Source organism: Saccharothrix luteola, from assembly GCF_020859565.1.
Taxonomy (GTDB): Bacteria; Actinomycetota; Actinomycetes; order Mycobacteriales; family Pseudonocardiaceae; genus Actinosynnema; species Actinosynnema luteola.
Map to the genome: position 1 here is coordinate 1 of NZ_JAJHUO010000005.1, position 19,197 is coordinate 19,197.

Here is a 19,197-nt window from a genome sequence, read left to right on the forward strand (position 1 = left end):
TCCCCACGGCGCCCGCCACCGCTCCGCTTTCCACCCGAAACCCCGCGTGTCGAACCTTCAGGACCGGCGTGTCGAACCTTCAGGACCGGCGTGTCGAACGTTCAGGACCCGCGAGTTCATCACTCGGGACAACCGACTCCCGACCTGAGTGTTGAATTCGGGGGTCCTGAACGTTCGACACGCGGGCGCTGAGCGTTCGACACGCGCGGTTGGTCAGGAGCCGCCCACGGCGTCGCGGGAGCGGCGGTCCGGTGGGGGCGGGTCGACCACGACGTTGAGCACGGTCTTGAGCCGCTCCAGCGGTCCGCGCGGCGGAGGCGCGGCGACGCGTTCACGCAGCAGCGGCACGCCGTCACCCTCCAGCGCGTCCAACCCGACCGCACGGCCGCTCATCGCCAGCACCAACGACTCCGCGTCGCCGCGCACCACCGCGCCGCTGCCGGACGCCCACCCGGTGTCCACGGCCTCCAGCCGCAGTCCCGCCAGCCGGGAGCCCATCGCGTAACCCGGCGACGGCTTGGCCGCCAGGTGCTGGAACGCCACCCACAGCCGGTCCTCCGGCATGTCGCGCTCGATGCCCAACGGCAGGCGCACGTCGTAGTCGTGCAGCAGGATGTCGGCCAGCACCGGGTCGTAGCCCGACCGCGGGATGGTGGTCTTCGACGTCGACCACCGGCGCAGCCGGGCGGTGATCTCCGAGGTGGGCATCCGGGCCGCCTTCGCGGTGAGCTCCCGGTTGAGCCGGTCGAAGTCGGCCGCCATGGAGACGATGCCCCAGTACAGCTTGAGCTGGCCGAACTTGAGGTACGTGATCAGGTGGGCGCCGATGTCGTGCACGGTCCACCCCGCCGAGAGGCTGGGGGTGGCCAGTTGGCCCGCGTCCAGCCCGTCGAGGAGGTCCGCCATCCGCCGCCGTTCTTCAACGAGCATGTCGTGGACCTTCATCCGTCCACGCTAGGCGCCCTACCGATCACACTGTTATTCATCCGTGCTGACTTCGCGGACCTCAACGCCGCCAGCAACCGCTCCGGCGCGTCACGCAGCACGTTGTGCCCGGCGGGCCACGCCTCGACGTGCCAACCCGGCTCGTCGCGCAGCCGTTCGTACGTGGTGGCCAACGGGCTGTCCGGGAAGTCGGCCATGAACAGGTACCGGCGATCGGTCACCCGGTCGACGGCGCCGGTGATCGACGCCCGTTGCAGCAGGGTGGCCAGCGGGTGGGCGGTGGCGCGTTCGTCGAAGATCGGCAGCGGGGCCACGGAGAACCCGTCCCCCGCCGCGCCTTCGACGTACCACTTGCGCCAGTCCCCGTGCACGATGTCGTACGCCGACTCGCCGTCACGCGGCACGAACGCGTCCACGTACACCAGGGTCGCGACCCGGTCGGGCACGCGGTCGGCGACGGTGGTGATCACCATCCCGCCGTAGCTGTGCCCGACGAGCACGACGTCACGCAGGTCGTGCCGCTCGAACAGGTCCAGCACCTCGGCCACGTGGTCGTCCAAATTCACCCGTCCGGTGCTCAACGTGACCGCGTGCACCCGGTGCCCCTCGGCGCGCAGCCGTTCGGAGATCGGGTCGTAGTACCAGCCGCCGTGGCAGGCGCCGGGGATCAGCACGTAAGTCGTCATGGGCACCACGCTAGGAGTCCTTTAGGACATAAGATGTCCGTGATGACGATGCCGGGGAGGATGCTGCGCCTGCTGTCGCTGATGCAGGGCAGGCGCGACTGGACGGGGTCGGAACTGGCCGAACGGCTCGGCGTCACGGATCGGACGGTCCGCCGCGACATCGAGCGGCTGCGCGAGCTGGGCTACCCGGTCGACGGCACGACCGGCACCGCCGGCGGCTACCGGCTCGCGTCGGGCCGCAACCTGCCGCCGTTGCTGCTGGACGACGACGAGGCCGTGGCGGTGGCCGTCGGCCTGCGCACGGCGGCGGGCGTGCACGGCATCGAGGAGTCGTCCACCAGGGCGTTGGCGAAGCTGGAGCAGGTGCTGCCGTCCCGGCTGCGGCAGCGGATCGCGGCGGTGCGGGACGCCATCGCGGTCATGGCGGTGGACGGCCCGGTGTCCGACCCGGCGGCGCTGGGCGTCCTGGCGTCGGCATGCCGGGACCACGAGGTGGTCGCGTTCACGCACCGCGGGCAGGAGCGGCGGGTGGAGCCGCGCAGCCTGGTGACCGCCTACCGGCGCTGGTACCTGCTGGCCTACGACCCGGCGCGGGAGGACTGGCGGACGTTCCGGGTGGACCGGATGGACTCGCCGCGGGCCACGGGCCGCCGCTTCACGCCGCGTGAGCCGCCCGAGGACCCGGCCACCTACGTGGCGCGCTCGCTGACCTCCGCGCCGTACCGGTACACGTGCACGGCGGTGGTCGACGCGCCGGCGGACGTCGTGAGGTCACGGCTGGTGGTGGCGTTGCCGGGCCGGGTCGAGCCGATCGACGACCGGACGTGCCGGGTGCGGTTGGGCGCGGACGAGGTCGAGCACGTGGCCGCGGACCTGCTGCTGCTCGGCGCGGACTACGCGCTCGACGCGACGCCCGAGGTGCTGGACGCGCTGCGCGCGGTCGGGTCCGGGCTCACCGGTAGGCGTCCTGGCCGACCGGGCGCACCAGGATCTCGTTGACGTCCACCGACGGCGGCTGGCCCACCGCGTACAGCACGGCGCGGGCCACGTCCTCCGGCGCGAGCTTCGGGTCGGCGGCGCGCGACGGCGGGATGCCGCCGGTGTCGGTCAGGCCGGGTTGCACCAGGGTGACGCGGACGCCCGTGCCGACGCACTCGGCGCGGATCGCCTGCGCCAGCCCCGTCACCGCCCACTTCGTGGCCGAGTAGAGGTTCCCCGGCCGCACGCCGCGACCGGCCGCCGACCCGGTGAGCACCAGGTGGCCGGCGTGGCGAGTCAACGCGGGCATCGCCGCCCTCGCCGTGAACGCGGGGCCGCACACGTTGGTCAGCACCATGTCGCTCCACTCGGCGGGCGGCGCGCCGTCGGTCGAGGTGAACGAGGTGGTCACGCTCGCGCCCGCGTTGGCGAACACCACGTCGAGGCTCCCCCACTCCTCCTCGACCCGGCCCATCAGCGCCGCGAGCTGGTCGTACACCCGGACGTCGCACGAGGCCACCCACACCCGGTCGGGCCCGCCGAGCCGGGCCGCGAGCTCGGCCAGGCGGGACGCGTCGCGGGCCGTGAGGACCAGCCGGTACCCCGCTTCGGCGGCCAGCCGGGCGGTCGCCGCGCCGATGCCCCGACTGGCCCCGGTCACCAGGAACACCCCTTGCGCCATGGCGGAAGATTACCGCTGGTTAGATCGAGTTCACCGGTTCGGAGCAACATTTGGGCCAGTTGGGGCGTCGTTAAGGGCGTATCCACTGATTGGGGGCACATGGACATCAACCGCAGGTTCGCGCTCGGGCTGGGCTCGGTCGCGGCGGCCGGGGCCGTGCTCGGCACGTCCGCCGGCACGGCGCAGGCGCAGTCGACGGAGGCGGAGTGGGACGCGATGATCCCGACGACGGCCGAGCAGGCGCGCCGCAAGATCTCGCTGAAGTACTCGTGGGAGACCGCACGGGCGCGCGGCACGTGGTCGTCCTACATCGGCGTGGCCGACCCGGACGGCACGGTGAAGCCCGCCGTCGAGGTCGAGGCCGACCGCGTGGTCGAGGCGTACAGCGTGAACAAGATCGCGGTCGCGGTGGCCGTGCTCGACAAGGTCGACCGCGGCCTGATCACGCTGGACCAGCGGGTCGACGTCACGCAGGCGATCGTCATCCAGGACACCGACGGGATCTTCGGGCTGGACGGCGCGTACCCGAGCTCGGTGACGGTCGGGCACGCGCTGGCGGCGTTGCTGACGGTGTCGGACAACACGGCGGTGCGGCTGTGCGGCCTCGTCGTGCCCGCGTTGGAGCTGAACGAGATCCTGCGCTCGAAGGGTTTCGTGCACACGCAGGTCGTGCCGGTGGCCAACCCGAACCGGTTCTTCCTGGGCACCACCACGCCGCGGGAGACGTTCACGCTGCTCCAGAAGCTGGCCGCGGGTCAGCTGCTGTCGGCGGCGTCCACCGAGCACCTGCTGAAGGTGCTGCGGTCGCTGACGTCGTTCACGGACGGGATCAGGCTCAACCTGTCGTCGGCGGAGCGGTTGAACGTGGCGACGAAGGCCGGTTGGTTCAACGACGGCCGCAACGAGGCCGGCATCGTGTTCGACACGGCGGGCAAGCCGATCATCACGTTCGCGCTGTTCGCGTCCGGCCAGTTCGCCGGTGACCAGGCGGCCAACGCCGACAACTACAGCGCCACCCACCCGGCGCTGCGGGCGCGCGCCGCCCTGGGTCGCACGCTGTACGACTCGGTCCTCCGCATCACCGCGAACACCCCGCGCACCTACCGCGCCCAGCGGTACCAGCCGGGCAACGGCGGCTGATCACGCACCGGAGCCCGCTCCCGTCGTGCTGTCGGGAGCGGGCTCCGTCGTGCGCGGCACGAGTCAGCGCACGCCGCTGCGCGCCGAGCCGATGGACGCCTCCGTCCGATCACCGACCCGCTGCCGGTCGTCGGCGAGCAGACCGCCGTCGAGTGCCACGAGGTCGAGCGGGTGCTCGTGGACGAAGGTCATGAAGTCCGGCAGGTCGTACGCGTCGCCGACGGCCGCGCCGATCTTCCGGAGCATCGTCCGCTTGGCGTCGATCCCCGCGGCCGGCGGGACGTGCACCATGAACACCGGCCTGGCCGGCTCCGAGCCCAGGAGTCCGTTCTGGCTCACGGCGTCGGGCGACCACTCCCGCACGAAGATCCGCGTGTCGTCGGGAAAGGGGTAGACCTCGTGCACGGCTTCGTAGATGGCGCGCACCATGGCGCTCTTCCGGTCCGGGTCGGCGCCGGTGGGCACGTCGAGGTATCCGACAGGCATGTCGTACTCCGTTCGGTTGGGTGAACACCACGATCGACGGTCGGTGAGACACCCCTGTGTCAGCGTTTCCGGAATCCTCCGCGCGATTGTTGTCGGTGGTCCCGGCTAGCGTCCGGGTGCATGAACCGCACGGATCGGCTCTACGCCATCGTGGAGGACCTGCGCGCGGTCGCGCCGCGCAGGCGCAGCGCCCGTGAGCTGGCCGCCCGCTACGAGGTCAGCACGCGCACCATCGCCCGCGACATCGACGCGCTGACGCAGGCGGGCGTGCCGATCTACGCCGACACCGGGCGGCGCGGCGGGTACGCGGTGGACAAGGCCATGACCCTGCCGCCGCTGAACTTCACGCCCGCCGAGGCCACCGCCCTCGCGGTGGCGCTCGGCCGCGTCGACGGCACGCCGTTCGCCCACGCTGCGCGCAGCGCGATCCACAAGGTCGTCACCGCGATGTCCGCGCGCGACGCCGCCGGCGCACGCGACCTGGCCGACCGGGTCCAACTGCTCGACCGGCCGGCGGACGAGCCGCGGCCGGTCCCCTCGGTGATCCAGGACGCCATCGTCGACCGCCGGGTGCTGCGGCTCACCTACCTCGACCGCGACGGTGGCCGCACCGAGCGCGAGGTCGAGCCGGTGCGGTTCGCCACCGTGCGCGGGAAGCACTGGTACCTCGTCGGCTGGTGCCGGCTGCGGCGGGCCGAGCGGGCGTTCCGCCTGGACCGGATCGTCCACGCCGGAACCACCGGCGAGCCCGCGCCCGCCCACCGGCACGAGGACTTCGCGCTCCGCACGTGCGACCTCGTCGACCGCACCCCGGCCCTCCCGTGAGTCGGGAGGGCCCTCACGCCCCCGTGATCACCGGCCGTCGTCGAGCCCGGCGAGGAACCTCCGCCACGGCCCGAGCTCGAACGACAGCGTCGGCCCTGCCGGGTTCTTCGAGTCGCGCGTGGCAACCCCGCCGCTCACCGGCGCGACCTCGACGCAGGATTCGCCTTCCCCGCTGTAGCTGCTCTTGCGCCAGGCCAAGGTCACCCGTACCTCCTCCGTCCCTGACAGTTGGCGATCTCAGCGATCAGCCCGACCGAGTCGTCAGGGCTCATGGCCACCGCGACCAGGTGTTCGAAGCTGTCCCGGAAGCGCTCCATGTCGGTGTCAGACTCCAAAAATATCTCACCCGCCTGGCTGTCGATGTAGACCAAGTCGGTGTCCAGTGGATCATCGAAGTCCAGGATGAGGAACTGGCCGGGCATCCCGACGTGAGCGCCCGCGCTGAACGGCACGACCTGGATCGTCGTGTTCGGAGCGGTCGCCGCTTCTCCCAAGCGGTCGAGCTGCGCCAGCATCACGTCCCGGCCTCCGACCTCGTGGTGGAGCGCAGCCTCGTCGATGATCGCCCAGAGCTTGATCGGCCGTTCTTTCGTCAGGACCGCCTGTCGCTCCATCCGGGTGCGCACCCGGTCCTCGACTTGATCAGGGGATGCCGCATACGAAACCCCACGTACCACCGCGCGGGTGTAGTCCTCGGTCTGAAGCAAGCCTGGGATGAACATCGCCGAGTAGTGGCGTACGCCGTGTGCCTCGCGCTCGAAGCTGATGTAGGTCGTGTATTCCTCGCGCAGGCTTTCGTGCCAGGGCTGGATCCACCCCTCACCGGCGGACTGCTTGTAGAGCGCCTTCAAGCGGAGCTGTTCGTCCGTCGGGACCCCGTACAGCTTGAGCAGCATGTCGAAGGTCCGGTACTGGGGGCGGGACCGGGCGGTCTCGATGCGGTAGAGGGTGGTGGCGTGGAGCCCGGTGCGCTCCTCCACGTCCTCCCGGCGCAGGCCGGTGCTCTCGCGAAGTCGTCTGAGCTGACCGGCCAACCTGCGCAACCTGATGGTCGGCGTGCTCTTCTTCGCGGCCACGATGTCCGGTCCTCCCTCGACGCTGCACGGCGAATGCAAGGCACCTCTTTGCGTTCTTTGCGTTCCACCTCGGAGGTGGGCAGCCTTGCGGGCAGTCACGGTATCGGCGACGCAGCGTAATCACCGCCGGCTGGACCGGTGGGGCGAGAGGAGCACCATGACCGAGCAGGAATTCACCGCGCTGGTGCACGAAGTGGCACAAGAGGAAGCACCGAGGCTGTTCGCCATCGTGGAGGAGTACGGGGAGCGGGAAAGCGTCCGGGTGGCGGGCTACGGCGTCGCCTTCGAGGACCGGGCCGAGGTCAGCGCGGTGGAAGGCGGCTTCCGCCTCAGCTCGCGGAGCGCGGAGAACGCACGCGTCCTGTTCGAGATCAGCTCGCGGTCCGCGGGCACCCGGCGCGCCCACCTGGTGTGGCTCGGCTAGGAGGCCGGGTGGCGCGGCCACGCCACCCGGCTCGTCAGGCGACTACTTCGACGGCACCGTGGGCAGGGTCTGCGTCGGGCTCTCGTCAGGCGGCGGGTTCTGCGGGTCGTGCGGGTTCTTCTGGTCGGCGTTCGCCACGGTCGTTCCTCTCATCGGTGACATGGGTGGTCGCAGGGCGGTCGGGGTGGGGGATGACCAGGACCGTGACGTCGTCACGGCTGCCGCGCGCACGGGTCGCGGCGAGCAGTACCTCGGCGCACCGCTGCGGGTCGTCGCCGTGTTCGAGGAGCAGTTCCCGGAACTCGTCGAGGGGCAGCTTCAGACCATCGGACGCGAGGACCAGCAGCCGGGCTGTCGCCTCGAAGCCCTCGACGCCGTAGATCGGGACGCGGCCAACGTTGTGGCGCAGCTTGTGGTCGTGAGCGGCGGCTTCGGCATCGGGGACGCCTTGTTGCCGCATTTCCTCGCCGAGGGTGTGCGGGGTCGTGAAGCGGCGCAGGGTGCCGTCGTCCTTGAGGCCATAGGCCGAGCTGTCGCCCGCGTAGGCGATGCGCCAGTACCCGCCGGCCCGCACCGAGGCCACGACGATCGCTCCATTGGGCTCGGCGCTGTCGTCGTCATCCCCTTCGGCATAAGGGATCGCGGCCGTGACGATGCCGAGCACCGGGGTCTCCCGGGCGGCGACGCGGGCGGCGACGGAGGCGGCGACGCGGGCGAACTCGGCGACCTCCGGTGTCGAGCCTGTCCCGTCCACCACCGCCGCCGCGAACGTGCCGCGGTAGGAGTGCTGGGCGTGGGCGTCGGCGTTGAGCGGGCGGTTCGGGCCCTGGGAGGTCGCCACTCCCGGTTGGACGTGCGCGCCGAGGTCGGCCGGGTCGGTCATGGTCGGATCTTCGCGCAGTCACCGTCACCTGCGCGGGTAGACGCGCTACACGTTCGGGCGATTCCAACTGAGCGCGACGTATCCAGTGCGCACCGTGACACTCCTGTACGGCAGGGGGTGAACGATGACCGACCTGCTGCACCCGCACGCGCGACGGCGGGAGGTGCGTCCTCCGCTGCGCCGGTCCCACGACATCCAGGGCAACGTCCTGGCCGCGTTCAACAAGGACCACCAGCTGTTCCGGTTCGTCCGCTTCACCGACGACAAGCTCGGGCGCACCTGGCTCGCCGCCATGCTCGGGCACCTCAGCACCACCGCCGAGGTGGAGGACTTCAACGAGGTCTTCTCCCTCGGCCGCACGATGTTCGGCGGCGACCCGGAAGGGCTGACCGCCACTTGGGCGACGGTGTCCCTCACGCCCGAGGGCCTGGTCGACCTGAGCATCAACCCCGACGCGACGCGGGAAGACCTCCGGGAGCACTTCCCGCACACCGCCGAGCAAGCCGCGCGGGCCAACGGCGACACCGGCGACTCGGCACCCGCCCACTGGCTGTTCGGCCGCGCGGACCAGCGGGTCCACGCCGTGGTCACGGTCGCGTCCGACGACCCGGAGCGCCTGGCGGAGACCGCTCGCAACCTGGACGTGCTCGACACCGTGCTCGGCGTCGCCACGGTCCACGAGCAGCGCGCCGCCACGCTCCCCGGTGACCGGCGCGGGCGCGAGCACTTCGGCTACCGGCACGGCATCTCGCAGCCCGGCGTGCGCGGCTTCCACCACGAGGACCCCGAACGACCGGGTCACCGCGCGGGCCGGCCGGGCACGCTCCTGGTGAACGCGGGCGAGTTCGTCTTCGGCCACCCGGCCGAGTCGCCCCGCCCGCACGCCGCCGCGTGGCTGACCGACGGCTCGATCCAGGTGGTCCGCCGCCTCACCCAGGACGTCGAGGGCTGGCGGGACGCCGTCGAGCGGCACGGCCGGGGGCCGGAGCTGATCGGCAGGCACCCGGACGGCCGCCCGCTGGCCACCAGCCTGGGCCACAACGACTTCGACTACTCCGACGACCCGGTGGGCACGGCGACGCCGTGCCCGGCCCACATCCGCAAGACGAACCCGAGGTCGTTCACGCACCGGACGCCCCGGGAGCACCGGATCCTGCGCCGGGGCATCCCGTTCGGCCCCGCCGAACCCGGTCCCGCCGACATCGGCCCCACCGACACCAGCCCCACCGACGACGACGAGCGCGGCCTCGTGTTCGTGGCCCACTGCACGTCGTTGGCGGAGCAGTTCGAGTACGTCCAGCGAACGTGGGCCCGCAACCCGGACTTCGCGCCGGGCGAGCGCGGCGCGCCCACCGGTGTCGACGCCGTGATCGGCGGCGACTTCGTGCGGACCACCGGGGCGCTCTACGCGCTGACGCCCTCGGTCAGCACCCTCAGACTGCTCGCCGCGGGTCGCGAGCTGCCCCGTTAAGGGGTGACGGGTAGTCGGTCGTGGCCGCCGTCCACGACCGGCTCCCAACCCGTCGCGTGCCGCCGCACGAGGTCCGCCGCGACCGAGTCGAACGGCCGCGCCCACACCTCCTCGTTGAACACCTCGACCTCGACGTACCCGTCGTACCCGGTCGCGGCGACGAGCGAGGTCAGCCCGACCAGGTCGATGTGCCCGTCACCGGGCAGGCCGCGGCCCAGCAGCACGTCGGCAGGCAGCGGCGTCACCCAGTCGCACACCTGGTAGGAGTGGATGCGCGGGCCGGCCCGCCGGACGTCGGCCGCCAACGCCGGGTCCCACCACACGTGCAGGGCGTCCACGACGACCCCGACCACCGACGCCGGGTACGGCGCGGCCAGCTCCAGCGCCTGCCCCAACGTCGACACCACGCCGCGGTCGGCGCAGAACACCGGGTGCATCGGCTCCACCGCCAACCGCACACCGGCCGACTCCGCGTACGGCGCCAGCACCTCCAGCGCCGACGCGACGCGTCCCCGTGCCGCGACGAGGTCGCGGTCCGGCACCCCGCCGGGCACCAGCACCAGGCACCGCGCGCCCAGCGCGGCGGTCTCGTCGATCGCCCGCCGGTTGTCGTCCAGCCGCTGGTCGAACCCGGTGAAGAACCCGCCGCGGCACAGCGACGAGACCTCCAGCCCCGCCGACGCGACCAGCGCGGCCGTCCGCTCCAGCCCGTACTCGGCCACCGGGTCGCGCCACAGCCCGACCGCGCCGATCCCGTGGCGCACGCACACGTCGACCACCTCGGGCACGGACGCCCGCTTCACCGTGGCCTGGTTCAACGACAGCCTCACGTCAGCACGTCCAGGAGTCGTCCCCACCGCCGGGCGGCGAGGTCCGGGTCGGGCAGCAGCCCGGCGAGGTCCGCCAGCCGCAACGCCTCGCCGAGGTGCACCACGTCCCGGGCCGACTGCAAACCGCCGACCATGCCGAACGCGTCCTGGAACCCGCCGAGCCAGGCCAGGAACACCACACCGGTCTTGTAGTGGTACGTCGGCGCGCCGAAGATGTGCCGCGACAACGCGACCGTCGGCTCCAGCACCTCGTCGTACCGGGCGCGGTCGCCCGCGTCCAACGCGCGCAACGCGGTGGACGCGGCCGGCGCGATGGCGTCGAAGATCCCCAGCAGCGCGTCGCTGTGCCCGAGCTCGTCGCCCGCGATCAGCTCCGGGTAGTTGAAGTCGTCACCGGTGTAGCAGCGCACGCCGGCCGGCAGCGACCGCCGCAACCCGATCTCGTGCGAGGCGTCCAGCAGCGACACCTTCACGCCGTCGACCTTGTCCGGGTAGGCCTTGATCAGGTCCAGGAAGTGCCCGGTCGCCGTCGGCACGTCCGACGAGCCCCAGTAGCCCTCCAGCGCCGGGTCGAACGCGGTGCCGAGCCAGTGCAGGACCACCGGCTGGTCGACCTCCTCCAGCAGCGCCGCGTAGACCTCCTGGTAGTCCTCGGGCCCGCGCGCCCGCGCCGCCAGCTTGCGGCTGCACATCAGGATCGGTTGCGCGCCCGCCTCGACGACGGCCGCCAACTGCTCCCGGTACGCCGTCAAGGGGTCCTCGGTGTCGTGGTCGGTGCCGACGCCCGCGGCCAGCCGACCGGTCGCGATCGACGCGCTGCGCCGGATCAGCTCCAGCGCCGTGCCCCAGTCCAGGCCCATGCCGCGCTGCGCGGTGTCCATGGCCTCGGCGACGCCGAAACCGTGCTCCCACAACCGCACCCGGTACGCCAGCGTGGCGTCCCAGTCGAGCAGGGCGGGCGCGCCGATCCCGTTGCCGCCGAACGGGTCCGCCACCACGTGCGCCGCCGCGAACGCCACCCGCGACTCGAACGCGCCGGTGTCCCACGTCCTCGGCGGGGACAGCTCGTGCTCGCGCAGCGCGCCGTCCCGGCCGGGCAGCCACACCGAGGTCATGCCGGCACCTCGATCCGGCGGCCGGTGCGGGAGGACTCCAGGCCCAGCGCGGCCAGCCGCACCGTGCGCACCCCGGAGTGGAAGTCGTGCGCGAACGGCGCGCCGACCGCCACGTGCTTGAGGAACTCCTCCCACTGCACCATGAACCCGTTGTCGAACACCTCGTTGTCCGGGACTTCCTGCCACAGCGACCGGAAGTCGATCGACGACGGCACGTCCGGGTCCCACACCGGCTTGGGCGTGATCGCCCGCGACTGCACCTTGCAGTTGCGCAGCCCGGCCACCGCGCTGCCGTGCGTGCCGTCCACGTGGAACTCGACCAGCTCGTCGCGGTTGACCCGCGTCGCCCACGACGAGTTCACCTGCGCCACCACGCCGCCGGTCATCTCGAAGATCGCGTACGCCGCGTCGTCGGCCGTCGCCTCGTACGGCGCGCCGTTCTCGTCCCACCTCGTCGGCACGTGCGTGACGGCCCGCGCGGTCACCGCCTCCACCGGGCCGAGCAGCCCTTCCAGCAGGTAGCTCCAGTGGCAGAACATGTCCACCACGATCCCGCCGCCGTCCTCGGCGCGGTAGTTCCACGACGGCCGCTGCGCGGCCTGCCAGTCGCCCTCGAACACCCAGTAGCCGAACTCGCCGCGCACGGACAGCACGCGGCCGAAGAAGCCGCCGTCCAGCAGGCGCTTGAGCTTGCGGATCCCCGGCAGGTAGAGCTTGTCGGCCACCACGCCGTGCTTCACGCCGGCCGCGTCGGCGTGCCGGGCCAGCTCCAGCACCTCCTCGGGCGTGGCCGCGACCGGCTTCTCGCTGTAGACGTGCTTGCCCGCGTCGATCGCCGCCGTCAGCGAGGCGGCGTGCGCGGACGTGACCTGGCCCTCGAAGTAGACCGAGACGTCCGGGTCGCCGAGCGCCGCGTCGAGGTCGGTCGTCCAGCGCGCGAGGTCGTGCCGCTCGGCGATCTCCTTCAGCTTGGCGGGGTTGCGGCCGACCAGCAGCGGCTCGGGGACCAGCACGTCGTCACCGACCCGGATCCCGCCGCGCTCGCGGAGGGCCAGGATCGACCGGACGAGGTGCTGTCGGTACCCCATCCGCCCCGTGACCCCGTTCAACGCGACGCCGATCGTGCGCACCGCCATGCGTACACCCCGCTCAAGTTCGTGGAAAGCGCTTTCCAACACGCTACGGTCGGCTCCTCGCGGACGTCAACCTCCCGGTCGGATCGACGACCGCCCGCGAGGTGCGTCCCGCGGCCTCAGCCCCGGAGGCCGAGGTGGATGCCGCCGCTGGCGTCGAGGACCTGGCCGGTGATCCACCGCGCGTCGTCGGAGGCGAGGAAGGCGACGGCGTCGGCCACGTCGTCGGCCCGGCCGAGACGGTTGAGCGCGGTCTGGCCGGTGATGAACTCCGCCAGCCCCGGCGCCTCGAAGACGGCCGCGTTCACGTCGGTCCGGGTGGCGCCGGGCGCGACCGCGTTGACCGTGATCCCACGGGTGCCCAGAGCACTGGCCAGGGTGAGGGTCATCGTCTCCAAGGCCCCTTTGCCCATGGCGAAGGACGTCTGGCCGGGGTTGGCCACCCTGGTGGCGACCGACGTCAGGGTGATGATCCGGCCGCCGTCGCGCAGCAGCGGCAACGCCCGCCGGACCAGGAAGTACGGCGCCTTGACGTTGACCGCGAAGAGGTGGTCGAACCGCTCCGGGGTGTCCGTCACGATCGGACCGGCCGGCGGTGCGGCGGCGTTGTTGACCAGGATGTCCAGCCCTCGCCCGGCCAACCCGCGCTCCAGGCCGGCCATCAGGGTGTCGACGTCCCCGTCCACGCCCAGCTCCGCCCGGACCGCGAAGGCACGCCCACCGGCCGCCTCGATCGCGACGACCGTCTCCTCCGCCGCCGCCTCGCCGCTGCCGTAGTGCACGGCAACTTCCGCGCCGTCGGCGGCGAGTCGTCGGGCGATGGCCCGCCCGATGCCGCGCGACGCCCCGGTGACCAACGCGATCCTGCCTGCGAGCTTGCCCATGACCGACTCCTCTGATGTTAGCGACTCACTAGATGGTAGTAACTACCACAACGGTATCGTCTACCGGATGAGTGGTGGGGGGCCGAACCTGCGCGAACGCCGACGGGCGGAGACCCGACGCCTGATCCAGTCGTGGGCGATGCGGCTGTTCGTCGAGCGCGGTTACGACGCGACCACCGTCAACGACGTCGCGCGGGCGTCGGGCGTCTCGCCGATGACCGTCTACCGGCACTTCCCGACCAAGGAAGACCTGGTGCTGCACGACCGGTACGACGACCTGCTCGCGGAACGGGTCGCGGCCCGGCCGGCCGACGAGCCCGCGGTGCTCCGGATCGGGCGGACCCTGGTCGACGCGACCCGGTCGCTCGTCGGACCCGCCGAAGGGGCCACGTCGGCGGAGCGGGACCTCTTGCTCGCCCGCCTCCGGCTGATGGTCGACACGCCCGCCCTGCGGGCCCGCCACCTGGACAGCCAGTACGCCACGCAGAAGGCCGTCGTCGACGCGCTGCTCGGCGACACGCCGGACCCGGAGGCGGAGTTCCGCGCGCAGGTCGCGACGGGCGCCTGCCTGGCCGCCATGCACGTCGCCCTGGTGCGGTGGGCCCGGGAGGACGGTCGCCCCGACCTGCCCGGCCTGATCGCCGCCGCTCTCGCCGCCGCCTTCGACGACGACTTCGGCTGACCGCCCACCGGCCGCCGCGGGTCGACTTCGACCGCCCCACCTGGTGAACTCGCCTCCGCGCCGCGCGGCGAAACGGCTAGTCTCGCCCGACCAGGAACGCGAAGGAGGCGGCGTTGACGTCGCGGCAGGTCACGCTGGCGGAAGTGGCGAAGCACGCGGGCGTGTCGCTCGCCACCGCGTCACGCGTGCTCAACGGCAGCACCCGACAGGTCAGCGAAGAGCTGCGCGAACGCGTGCTCGGCACCGCGCGCAGGCTCGGCTACCTGCCCAACGCCTCGGCGCAGGCGCTGGCGCGCAACTCCAGCGTGCTGGTGGGCCTGGTGGTGCACGACATCGCCGACCCCTACTTCTCCAGCATCGCCGCCGGTGTGACGCGGATCGCCGAGGACGCCGGGCTGGTCGTGGTGCTCGGCACCACGGGCCGCGACCCGCGCCGCGAGGTGGAGCTGGTGAACACGCTGCGCGCGCACCGGGCCCGTGCCCTGGTGATCGCGGGCAGCCGCACCACCGACCGGTCGGCGTCACGGCTGCTGGCCGAGGAGATCACCGCGTTCACCGCGCAGGGCGGCCGGGTGGCGTGCGTCTCCCAGGCCAAGCTCGGCACGGACACCGTGGTGCCCGCGAACCGCGCCGGCGCCCGCGCGCTGGCCCGCCGGCTGGCCGCGCTCGGCCACCGCCGGTTCGCCGTGCTGGCCGGCCCGCCGGACCTGGTGGTGGCGCGCGACCGGCTGGCCGGGTTCAAGGCGGGGCTGGCCGACGAAGGGCTGGAGCTGCCCGACGCATGCGTCATCGCCAGCGGTTTCACCCGCGACGGCGGGCACGCCGCCGTGGCCGACCTGATCGCCGCGCGCACTGGCGCGACCTGCGTGTTCGCCGTGAACGACGTGATGGCGCTCGGCGCGATGGCGGGCTTGCGCGAACACGGCCTGCGGGTGCCGGAAGACGTCTCGGTCGCCGGGTTCGACGACATCCCCACCCTGCGCGACCTGGTGCCGGCGCTGAGCACCGTCCGGCTGCCGCTGGAGGAGATGGGCGAACGGGCGGCGCGGCTGGTGCTCGACGACGTGGTGGCCTCCCCGCGCACGGTCCGGGTCGCCGGCGAGGTCGTGCTGCGGACCTCCACTTCGCAACCCAGCGGTATCGGACTGCGCTGACCGGTGATTACGCTCTATTCTGGACACCGTTCGACCACCCCTCACGAGGAGTGATCCCTTACCGTGCGCGACGCGCAGTCCCCGGGCTGCAGTACCGAGCCGGGTCCGATACCCGGCTGCCAGCCCCGCCCGGCCCACCACCGGTGGGCCCGATGACCATCCTGCTCAGCCTGCTCGGCCTCGGCGCCGTCGTGCTCCTGACCATCGGCACGTTCATCGCGGTCGCCGCCGAGTTCTCCCTGACCGCCCTGGAACGCAGCACGGTCGAGGCGCACGTCGCCCAGGTGGGCGACGCCAAGGCGCGGACCGTGGAGAAGGCTCACCGGTCGCTGTCGTTCCAGCTCTCCGGCTCGCAGCTGGCGATCACCATCACCACGCTGATCACCGGCTACATCGCCGAACCCGCCATCGCGCAGCTCATCTCCCCCGCGTTGACCGGCGCGGGCGTGCCCGCCTCGGCGGCCGGGCCGATCGCGTTGACGTTGGCGCTGGCGCTGGCCACGTCGCTGTCGATGGTGTTCGGCGAGCTGGTGCCGAAGAACCTGGCCATCGCCAAGCCGCTGGCGACCGCGCGTGCGGTCGCGGGCGTGCAGGCCGGGTTCTCCGCGGTGTTCAAGTGGCTGATCACCCTGCTGAACGGCACCGCGAACTGGCTGGTGCGCAGGCTCGGCGTGGAGCCCGCGGAGGAGCTGGCGTCCGCCCGCTCGCCGCAGGAGCTGGGCGCGTTGATCCGCTCCAGCGCCGAGCAGGGCACGCTCGACCCGAGCACGGCGACCCTGCTGGACCGCTCGCTGCGGTTCGGCGACCGCACGGCGGAGGAGCTGATGACGCCGCGCGTGCGGGTCGAGTCGCTGCGCTCGGACGCGACCGTGCTCGACCTGGTGGCCAAGGCGCGGGAGACGGGGTTCTCCCGGTTCCCGGTCTACACCGGCGACCTGGACGAGGTGCGCGGCATCGTGCACGTCAAGCAGGTGTTCGGGGTGCCCCGGTCGCAGCGGGCCACCACGCCGGTGTCCGCGCTGACCAGGCCGGTGCAGACGGTGCCCGCCACGTTGGAGGGCGACGCGCTGCTGGACCGGCTGCGCGCCTCCGGGCTGCAGACGGCGCTGGTCGTCGACGAGTACGGCGGCACGGCGGGCCTGGTCACGTTGGAGGACGTGGTCGAGGAGATCGTCGGCGACGTGCGGGACGAGCACGACCGGCGGGAGACCTCGCCGGTGCGGCGGCTCGGCGGCGAGGCGTGGCTGGTGTCCGGGCTGCTGCGCGACGACGAGATCGCCGAGGCGACCGGGTTCCGGATGCCCGAGGGCGACTACGAGACCGTGGCGGGCCTGGTGCTGGCCAGGCTGGGCCGGATCCCCGACGCGGGTGACGAGATCCGGGTGGACGACTGGAGGATCACCGTGGTGCAGATGGACCGGCACCGGGTGGCCGAGCTGCGGGTGGCCCGGGTCGACCCCGCGACCGAACCGTCGCCGACCGGGCACTCGGGGTCGACGCGATGATCGTGCTGGTGATCGTGCTGCTGCTGGCGGGCAACGCGTTCTTCGTGGGCGCCGAGTTCGCCATCATCACCGCCCGGCGCGACCGGCTGGAGGCCTTGGCGGACACCGGCAGCAGCCGGGCCCGCACGGTGATCAAGGCGGGCCGGGAGCTGCCGCTGCTGATCGCGGGGGCACAGCTCGGCATCACGCTGTGCTCGCTCGGCCTGGGCGCGCTGGGCGAGCCCGCGGTGGCGGCGCTGCTGGAGGCGCCGTTCCACGGCGTCGGCATCCCGGACGCGGTGCGGCACGGCGTGGCGTTCGCGCTGGCGCTGATCATCGTGGTGGCGCTGCACACCGTGCTGGGCGAGATGGTGCCGAAGAACCTGGCCATCGCCGGTCCCGAGCGCACCGCGCTGCTGCTGGTGCCCGCGCACTACTGGTTCTGCCGGCTGGTCGGGCCGCTGCTGCGCGGGTTCACCGTGGTGTCGACGGCGGTGCTGAAGCTCGTCGGCGTGACGCCGAGGGACGAGATGGAGTCGGCCTACACGCGCGACGAGCTGGCCCTGCTGATCGGGCAGTCGCGGCAGGAGGGCCTGCTGGAGGACTCCGAGCACCGGCGGCTGACGCAGACGCTGTCGTCGGCCGAGCGGACCGTGGCCGACGTGCTGGTGCCGTTGGACCGGATCACGTCGGTGCCGTCGCGACCGACCATGGAGGAGGTGGAGGCCGCCGTGTCGGCCACCGGCTTCTCCCGGTTCCCGGTGCGCGAGGACGACCGGCTGATCGGCTACCTGCACGTGAAGGACGTGCTGGACCTGGCGCACACCGACCCGTCGACGCGGGTGCCGCCGAGCCGGGTGCGCGGCCTGCCGCGGGTGCCGGTGGACGCGAGCCTGGACGACGCGGTGGCGGCGCTGCGGCGCTCGCAGAGCCACCTGGCGCAGGCCGTGTCGGCCGACGGCGTCGTGCGCGGCCTGGTGGCGTTGGAGGACCTGGTCGAGGAGTACGTCGGCACCGTCCGCGACGGCACGCACGTCCGCCGCGAGCTGTGAACGGGTGGCGCGGGTGCCGTGATTCCGGCGCCCGCGCCACGTCCGCCTAGGGTCTTCGTCGTGATCACCACGAACGACCGCGACGAGATCGTCGACGCGACCACCCGCATGGCGTGGTTCGCCGACCGCCGCGACTGGGACGCCCTGCTCACCGTGTTCGCCGACGAGGTGGACCTCGACTACACCAGCCTCACCGGCGGCGAGCCCGCCCGGCTCAAGGCCGCCGACGTCGTCGCCGGGTGGCGCGCCGGGCTCGGCGGCCTCGACGCGACCCAGCACCTGGTGTCCAACCACCTGGTCGAGGTCGACGGCGACCGGGCCGTGGTGACCGCCCAGTTCCAGGCGGTGCACGTGCTGGCGAACCCGCACGGCGACCCGACCTGGACCCTGGGCGGCCACTACCGCTTCGGCCTCGTGCGCGCCGACGGCGGCTGGCGCATCGACGCGGTCACGATGACCACGACGTGGGCGACCGGGAATCAGCACATCATGACGCCGGCCGCACAGCGGGCAGGCTGACGTACTCGTCCCGCTCCGGCGGCAGTTCCGCCAAGGGCGGCACGCTGACCAACTCGAGGTCCTGGTCGGCGGCGCGGTCGAGGGCCGTCACGATCCACGCCTCGAAGTCGGCGTTGGCGGCCATCGCGGCCCGCCGCCACCGGTCCACCGCGTCGCTGCCCGGGTTGACCCGCGGCATCGCGACCCGCTCGGACTTCGAGCCGGGGTCGCGGCTCTCCCGCAGCGCCCGGCGCAGCGCCGTGCGCGACCAGCCTTCCCGCTGGGCGCGGTCGAGCCATTCGTCCTGCTCGGCCGGCGGCAGCGCGGCCACCTCGGCGTGGTGCTGGAACGGCAGGCCCTGACGACGCCGTGACGGCTCGAACTTGCGCGCGATCCACGCGTAGTTGCGCAGCGTCTGGTAGTCGAGCCCCACTGCTTCGACCGCCCGGCGGTACCGGTCCGTGTACTTGTCCTGCCCGAAGACCAGCCAGTCACCCAGGTACCAGGCCGACGAGCTGGCGATGCGGGAGATCCGCTGGCCCGCCTGCTCCCACGACTCGAACGTGACGTCCCGCGGGAACGCCAGCCCCACCGGCGTGGTGAGGATCCGGCCTTCGACCGCGCCGCCGGGACGACGGCGCTGCACTGCGTTCACCTTGTCCACTTGCTCCCCCTGATCCGCTTATGGGTGTCCTTGTTACTCCAGGGGTCCTCACACACCGGTCAACTTCCGCTCACACCGTGAACCCGATCGGGCCGGGCGGCGGAT

The 19,197-nt window shown here is 72.4% G+C and carries 22 protein-coding genes; 10 read left to right on the forward strand and 12 right to left on the reverse strand.

The features are described from left to right. Window positions 1-213: 213 nt before the first annotated feature. Both LNK82_RS07320 and LNK82_RS07325 read right to left on the reverse strand, forming a co-directional pair. The gene (locus LNK82_RS07320) at window positions 214-945 is read right to left on the reverse strand and encodes a maleylpyruvate isomerase family mycothiol-dependent enzyme (protein ID WP_230566179.1); all 732 of its coding nucleotides are present in this window, start codon (window positions 943-945) and stop codon (window positions 214-216) included. Beyond that, on the reverse strand, window positions 942-1,631 hold the full coding sequence (locus LNK82_RS07325) for an alpha/beta fold hydrolase (RefSeq protein WP_230566180.1): 690 nt from the start codon (window positions 1,629-1,631) through the stop codon (window positions 942-944). Before LNK82_RS07325 ends, LNK82_RS07320 begins: the two co-directional genes overlap by 4 nt. Window positions 1,632-1,673: 42 nt before the next feature. Here LNK82_RS07325 and LNK82_RS07330 point away from each other — a divergent pair, with 42 nt between their 5' ends. Next, window positions 1,674-2,630: a helix-turn-helix transcriptional regulator gene (locus tag LNK82_RS07330; RefSeq protein ID WP_230566181.1), complete on the forward strand. Its 957-nt coding sequence runs from the start codon at window positions 1,674-1,676 to the stop codon at window positions 2,628-2,630. On the opposite strand, the gene LNK82_RS07335 is transcribed toward LNK82_RS07330, so the two are convergent. Next, the gene (locus tag LNK82_RS07335) at window positions 2,584-3,291 is read right to left on the reverse strand and encodes an SDR family oxidoreductase (RefSeq protein ID WP_230566182.1); all 708 of its coding nucleotides are present in this window, start codon (window positions 3,289-3,291) and stop codon (window positions 2,584-2,586) included. The two genes, LNK82_RS07330 and LNK82_RS07335, sit on opposite strands and share 47 nt — an antisense overlap. 99 nt (window positions 3,292-3,390) lie before the next feature. Between LNK82_RS07335 and LNK82_RS07340 the strand changes: the two genes are divergently transcribed. Next, window positions 3,391-4,431, forward strand: a complete 1,041-nt coding sequence (locus tag LNK82_RS07340; RefSeq protein WP_230566183.1) for a serine hydrolase — start codon at window positions 3,391-3,393, stop codon at window positions 4,429-4,431. Window positions 4,432-4,494: 63 nt separating this feature from the next. Here LNK82_RS07340 and LNK82_RS07345 read toward each other — a convergent pair whose 3' ends face one another. Beyond that, window positions 4,495-4,917 carry a tautomerase family protein gene (locus LNK82_RS07345; protein ID WP_230566184.1) on the reverse strand — a complete coding sequence of 141 codons (423 nt, stop codon included), beginning with the start codon at window positions 4,915-4,917 and terminating at the stop codon, window positions 4,495-4,497. Window positions 4,918-5,037: 120 nt separating this feature from the next. Here LNK82_RS07345 and LNK82_RS07350 point away from each other — a divergent pair, with 120 nt between their 5' ends. Next, the gene (locus tag LNK82_RS07350; RefSeq protein WP_230566185.1) at window positions 5,038-5,742 is read left to right on the forward strand and encodes a helix-turn-helix transcriptional regulator; all 705 of its coding nucleotides are present in this window, start codon (window positions 5,038-5,040) and stop codon (window positions 5,740-5,742) included. Between the two features lie 27 nt (window positions 5,743-5,769). On the opposite strand, the gene LNK82_RS07355 is transcribed toward LNK82_RS07350, so the two are convergent. After that, window positions 5,770-5,946, reverse strand: a complete 177-nt coding sequence (locus LNK82_RS07355) for a DUF397 domain-containing protein (RefSeq protein ID WP_308257179.1) — start codon at window positions 5,944-5,946, stop codon at window positions 5,770-5,772. Then, on the reverse strand, window positions 5,943-6,818 hold the full coding sequence (locus LNK82_RS07360; RefSeq protein WP_230566186.1) for a helix-turn-helix domain-containing protein: 876 nt from the start codon (window positions 6,816-6,818) through the stop codon (window positions 5,943-5,945). Before LNK82_RS07360 ends, LNK82_RS07355 begins: the two co-directional genes overlap by 4 nt. A gap of 157 nt (window positions 6,819-6,975) precedes the next feature. Between LNK82_RS07360 and LNK82_RS07365 the strand changes: the two genes are divergently transcribed. After that, window positions 6,976-7,242 (forward strand): hypothetical protein, encoded by a 267-nt coding sequence (locus tag LNK82_RS07365; protein WP_230566187.1) that lies wholly within the window; start codon window positions 6,976-6,978, stop codon window positions 7,240-7,242. An 85-nt stretch (window positions 7,243-7,327) separates the two neighbouring features. Here the strand turns inward: LNK82_RS07365 and LNK82_RS07370 are convergent, their stop codons facing one another. Next, entirely contained in the window at window positions 7,328-8,125 is a 798-nt protein-coding gene (locus LNK82_RS07370) for a PP2C family protein-serine/threonine phosphatase (RefSeq protein WP_230566188.1), read from the reverse strand. A 124-nt stretch (window positions 8,126-8,249) separates the two neighbouring features. On the opposite strand from LNK82_RS07370, the gene LNK82_RS07375 reads away from it, so the two are divergent. Beyond that, window positions 8,250-9,596 (forward strand): Dyp-type peroxidase, encoded by a 1,347-nt coding sequence (locus LNK82_RS07375; protein WP_230566189.1) that lies wholly within the window; start codon window positions 8,250-8,252, stop codon window positions 9,594-9,596. Here LNK82_RS07375 and LNK82_RS07380 read toward each other — a convergent pair. From LNK82_RS07380 to LNK82_RS07395, 4 genes are all read right to left on the reverse strand, one after another. Beyond that, a complete protein-coding gene (locus LNK82_RS07380) occupies window positions 9,593-10,426 on the reverse strand; it encodes a sugar phosphate isomerase/epimerase family protein (RefSeq protein ID WP_230566190.1) in 834 nt (277 codons plus the stop codon). The two genes, LNK82_RS07375 and LNK82_RS07380, sit on opposite strands and share 4 nt — an antisense overlap. Further along, window positions 10,423-11,541: a dihydrodipicolinate synthase family protein gene (locus tag LNK82_RS07385; protein ID WP_230566191.1), complete on the reverse strand. Its 1,119-nt coding sequence runs from the start codon at window positions 11,539-11,541 to the stop codon at window positions 10,423-10,425. The genes LNK82_RS07380 and LNK82_RS07385 overlap by 4 nt, the downstream gene beginning before the upstream one ends. After that, window positions 11,538-12,677 (reverse strand): Gfo/Idh/MocA family protein, encoded by a 1,140-nt coding sequence (locus tag LNK82_RS07390; RefSeq protein ID WP_230566192.1) that lies wholly within the window; start codon window positions 12,675-12,677, stop codon window positions 11,538-11,540. Before LNK82_RS07390 ends, LNK82_RS07385 begins: the two co-directional genes overlap by 4 nt. Before the next feature lie 116 nt (window positions 12,678-12,793). After that, a complete protein-coding gene (locus tag LNK82_RS07395; protein WP_230566193.1) occupies window positions 12,794-13,558 on the reverse strand; it encodes an SDR family oxidoreductase in 765 nt (254 codons plus the stop codon). A gap of 67 nt (window positions 13,559-13,625) precedes the next feature. Here LNK82_RS07395 and LNK82_RS07400 point away from each other — a divergent pair, with 67 nt between their 5' ends. From LNK82_RS07400 to LNK82_RS07420, 5 genes are all read left to right on the forward strand, one after another. Beyond that, window positions 13,626-14,240 carry a TetR/AcrR family transcriptional regulator gene (locus LNK82_RS07400; RefSeq protein ID WP_230566194.1) on the forward strand — a complete coding sequence of 205 codons (615 nt, stop codon included), beginning with the start codon at window positions 13,626-13,628 and terminating at the stop codon, window positions 14,238-14,240. Window positions 14,241-14,353: 113 nt separating this feature from the next. Continuing rightward, entirely contained in the window at window positions 14,354-15,394 is a 1,041-nt protein-coding gene (locus LNK82_RS07405; protein WP_230566195.1) for a LacI family DNA-binding transcriptional regulator, read from the forward strand. Window positions 15,395-15,546: 152 nt separating this feature from the next. Further along, window positions 15,547-16,899 (forward strand): hemolysin family protein, encoded by a 1,353-nt coding sequence (locus LNK82_RS07410; RefSeq protein WP_230566196.1) that lies wholly within the window; start codon window positions 15,547-15,549, stop codon window positions 16,897-16,899. Then, window positions 16,896-17,930 carry a hemolysin family protein gene (locus LNK82_RS07415; RefSeq protein ID WP_230566197.1) on the forward strand — a complete coding sequence of 345 codons (1,035 nt, stop codon included), beginning with the start codon at window positions 16,896-16,898 and terminating at the stop codon, window positions 17,928-17,930. Before LNK82_RS07410 ends, LNK82_RS07415 begins: the two co-directional genes overlap by 4 nt. A gap of 60 nt (window positions 17,931-17,990) precedes the next feature. Then, window positions 17,991-18,449 carry a nuclear transport factor 2 family protein gene (locus LNK82_RS07420; protein ID WP_230566198.1) on the forward strand — a complete coding sequence of 153 codons (459 nt, stop codon included), beginning with the start codon at window positions 17,991-17,993 and terminating at the stop codon, window positions 18,447-18,449. On the opposite strand, the gene LNK82_RS07425 is transcribed toward LNK82_RS07420, so the two are convergent. Beyond that, entirely contained in the window at window positions 18,418-19,083 is a 666-nt protein-coding gene (locus tag LNK82_RS07425) for an LmbU family transcriptional regulator (protein ID WP_308257180.1), read from the reverse strand. The two genes, LNK82_RS07420 and LNK82_RS07425, sit on opposite strands and share 32 nt — an antisense overlap. Window positions 19,084-19,197: the final 114 nt, after the last annotated feature.

Excerpts from the sequence above, each read along its gene's own strand:
- LNK82_RS07415 (WP_230566197.1), top strand. The coding sequence starts at position 16,896 with ATGATCGTGCTGGTGATCGTGCTGCTGCTGGCGGGCAACGCGTTCTTC.
- LNK82_RS07375 (WP_230566189.1), top strand. The coding sequence starts at position 8,250 with ATGACCGACCTGCTGCACCCGCACGCGCGACGGCGGGAGGTGCGTCCT.
- LNK82_RS07330 (WP_230566181.1), top strand. The coding sequence starts at position 1,674 with ATGACGATGCCGGGGAGGATGCTGCGCCTGCTGTCGCTGATGCAGGGC.
- LNK82_RS07340 (WP_230566183.1), top strand. The coding sequence starts at position 3,391 with ATGGACATCAACCGCAGGTTCGCGCTCGGGCTGGGCTCGGTCGCGGCG.
- LNK82_RS07350 (WP_230566185.1), top strand. The coding sequence starts at position 5,038 with ATGAACCGCACGGATCGGCTCTACGCCATCGTGGAGGACCTGCGCGCG.
- LNK82_RS07400 (WP_230566194.1), top strand. The coding sequence starts at position 13,626 with ATGAGTGGTGGGGGGCCGAACCTGCGCGAACGCCGACGGGCGGAGACC.
- LNK82_RS07390 (WP_230566192.1), bottom strand. The coding sequence starts at position 12,677 with ATGGCGGTGCGCACGATCGGCGTCGCGTTGAACGGGGTCACGGGGCGG.
- LNK82_RS07320 (WP_230566179.1), bottom strand. The coding sequence starts at position 945 with ATGAAGGTCCACGACATGCTCGTTGAAGAACGGCGGCGGATGGCGGAC.
- LNK82_RS07325 (WP_230566180.1), bottom strand. The coding sequence starts at position 1,631 with ATGACGACTTACGTGCTGATCCCCGGCGCCTGCCACGGCGGCTGGTAC.
- LNK82_RS07365 (WP_230566187.1), top strand. The coding sequence starts at position 6,976 with ATGACCGAGCAGGAATTCACCGCGCTGGTGCACGAAGTGGCACAAGAG.
- LNK82_RS07370 (WP_230566188.1), bottom strand. The coding sequence starts at position 8,125 with ATGACCGACCCGGCCGACCTCGGCGCGCACGTCCAACCGGGAGTGGCG.
- LNK82_RS07395 (WP_230566193.1), bottom strand. The coding sequence starts at position 13,558 with ATGGGCAAGCTCGCAGGCAGGATCGCGTTGGTCACCGGGGCGTCGCGC.
- LNK82_RS07385 (WP_230566191.1), bottom strand. The coding sequence starts at position 11,541 with ATGACCTCGGTGTGGCTGCCCGGCCGGGACGGCGCGCTGCGCGAGCAC.
- LNK82_RS07345 (WP_230566184.1), bottom strand. The coding sequence starts at position 4,917 with ATGCCTGTCGGATACCTCGACGTGCCCACCGGCGCCGACCCGGACCGG.
- LNK82_RS07410 (WP_230566196.1), top strand. The coding sequence starts at position 15,547 with ATGACCATCCTGCTCAGCCTGCTCGGCCTCGGCGCCGTCGTGCTCCTG.
- LNK82_RS07335 (WP_230566182.1), bottom strand. The coding sequence starts at position 3,291 with ATGGCGCAAGGGGTGTTCCTGGTGACCGGGGCCAGTCGGGGCATCGGC.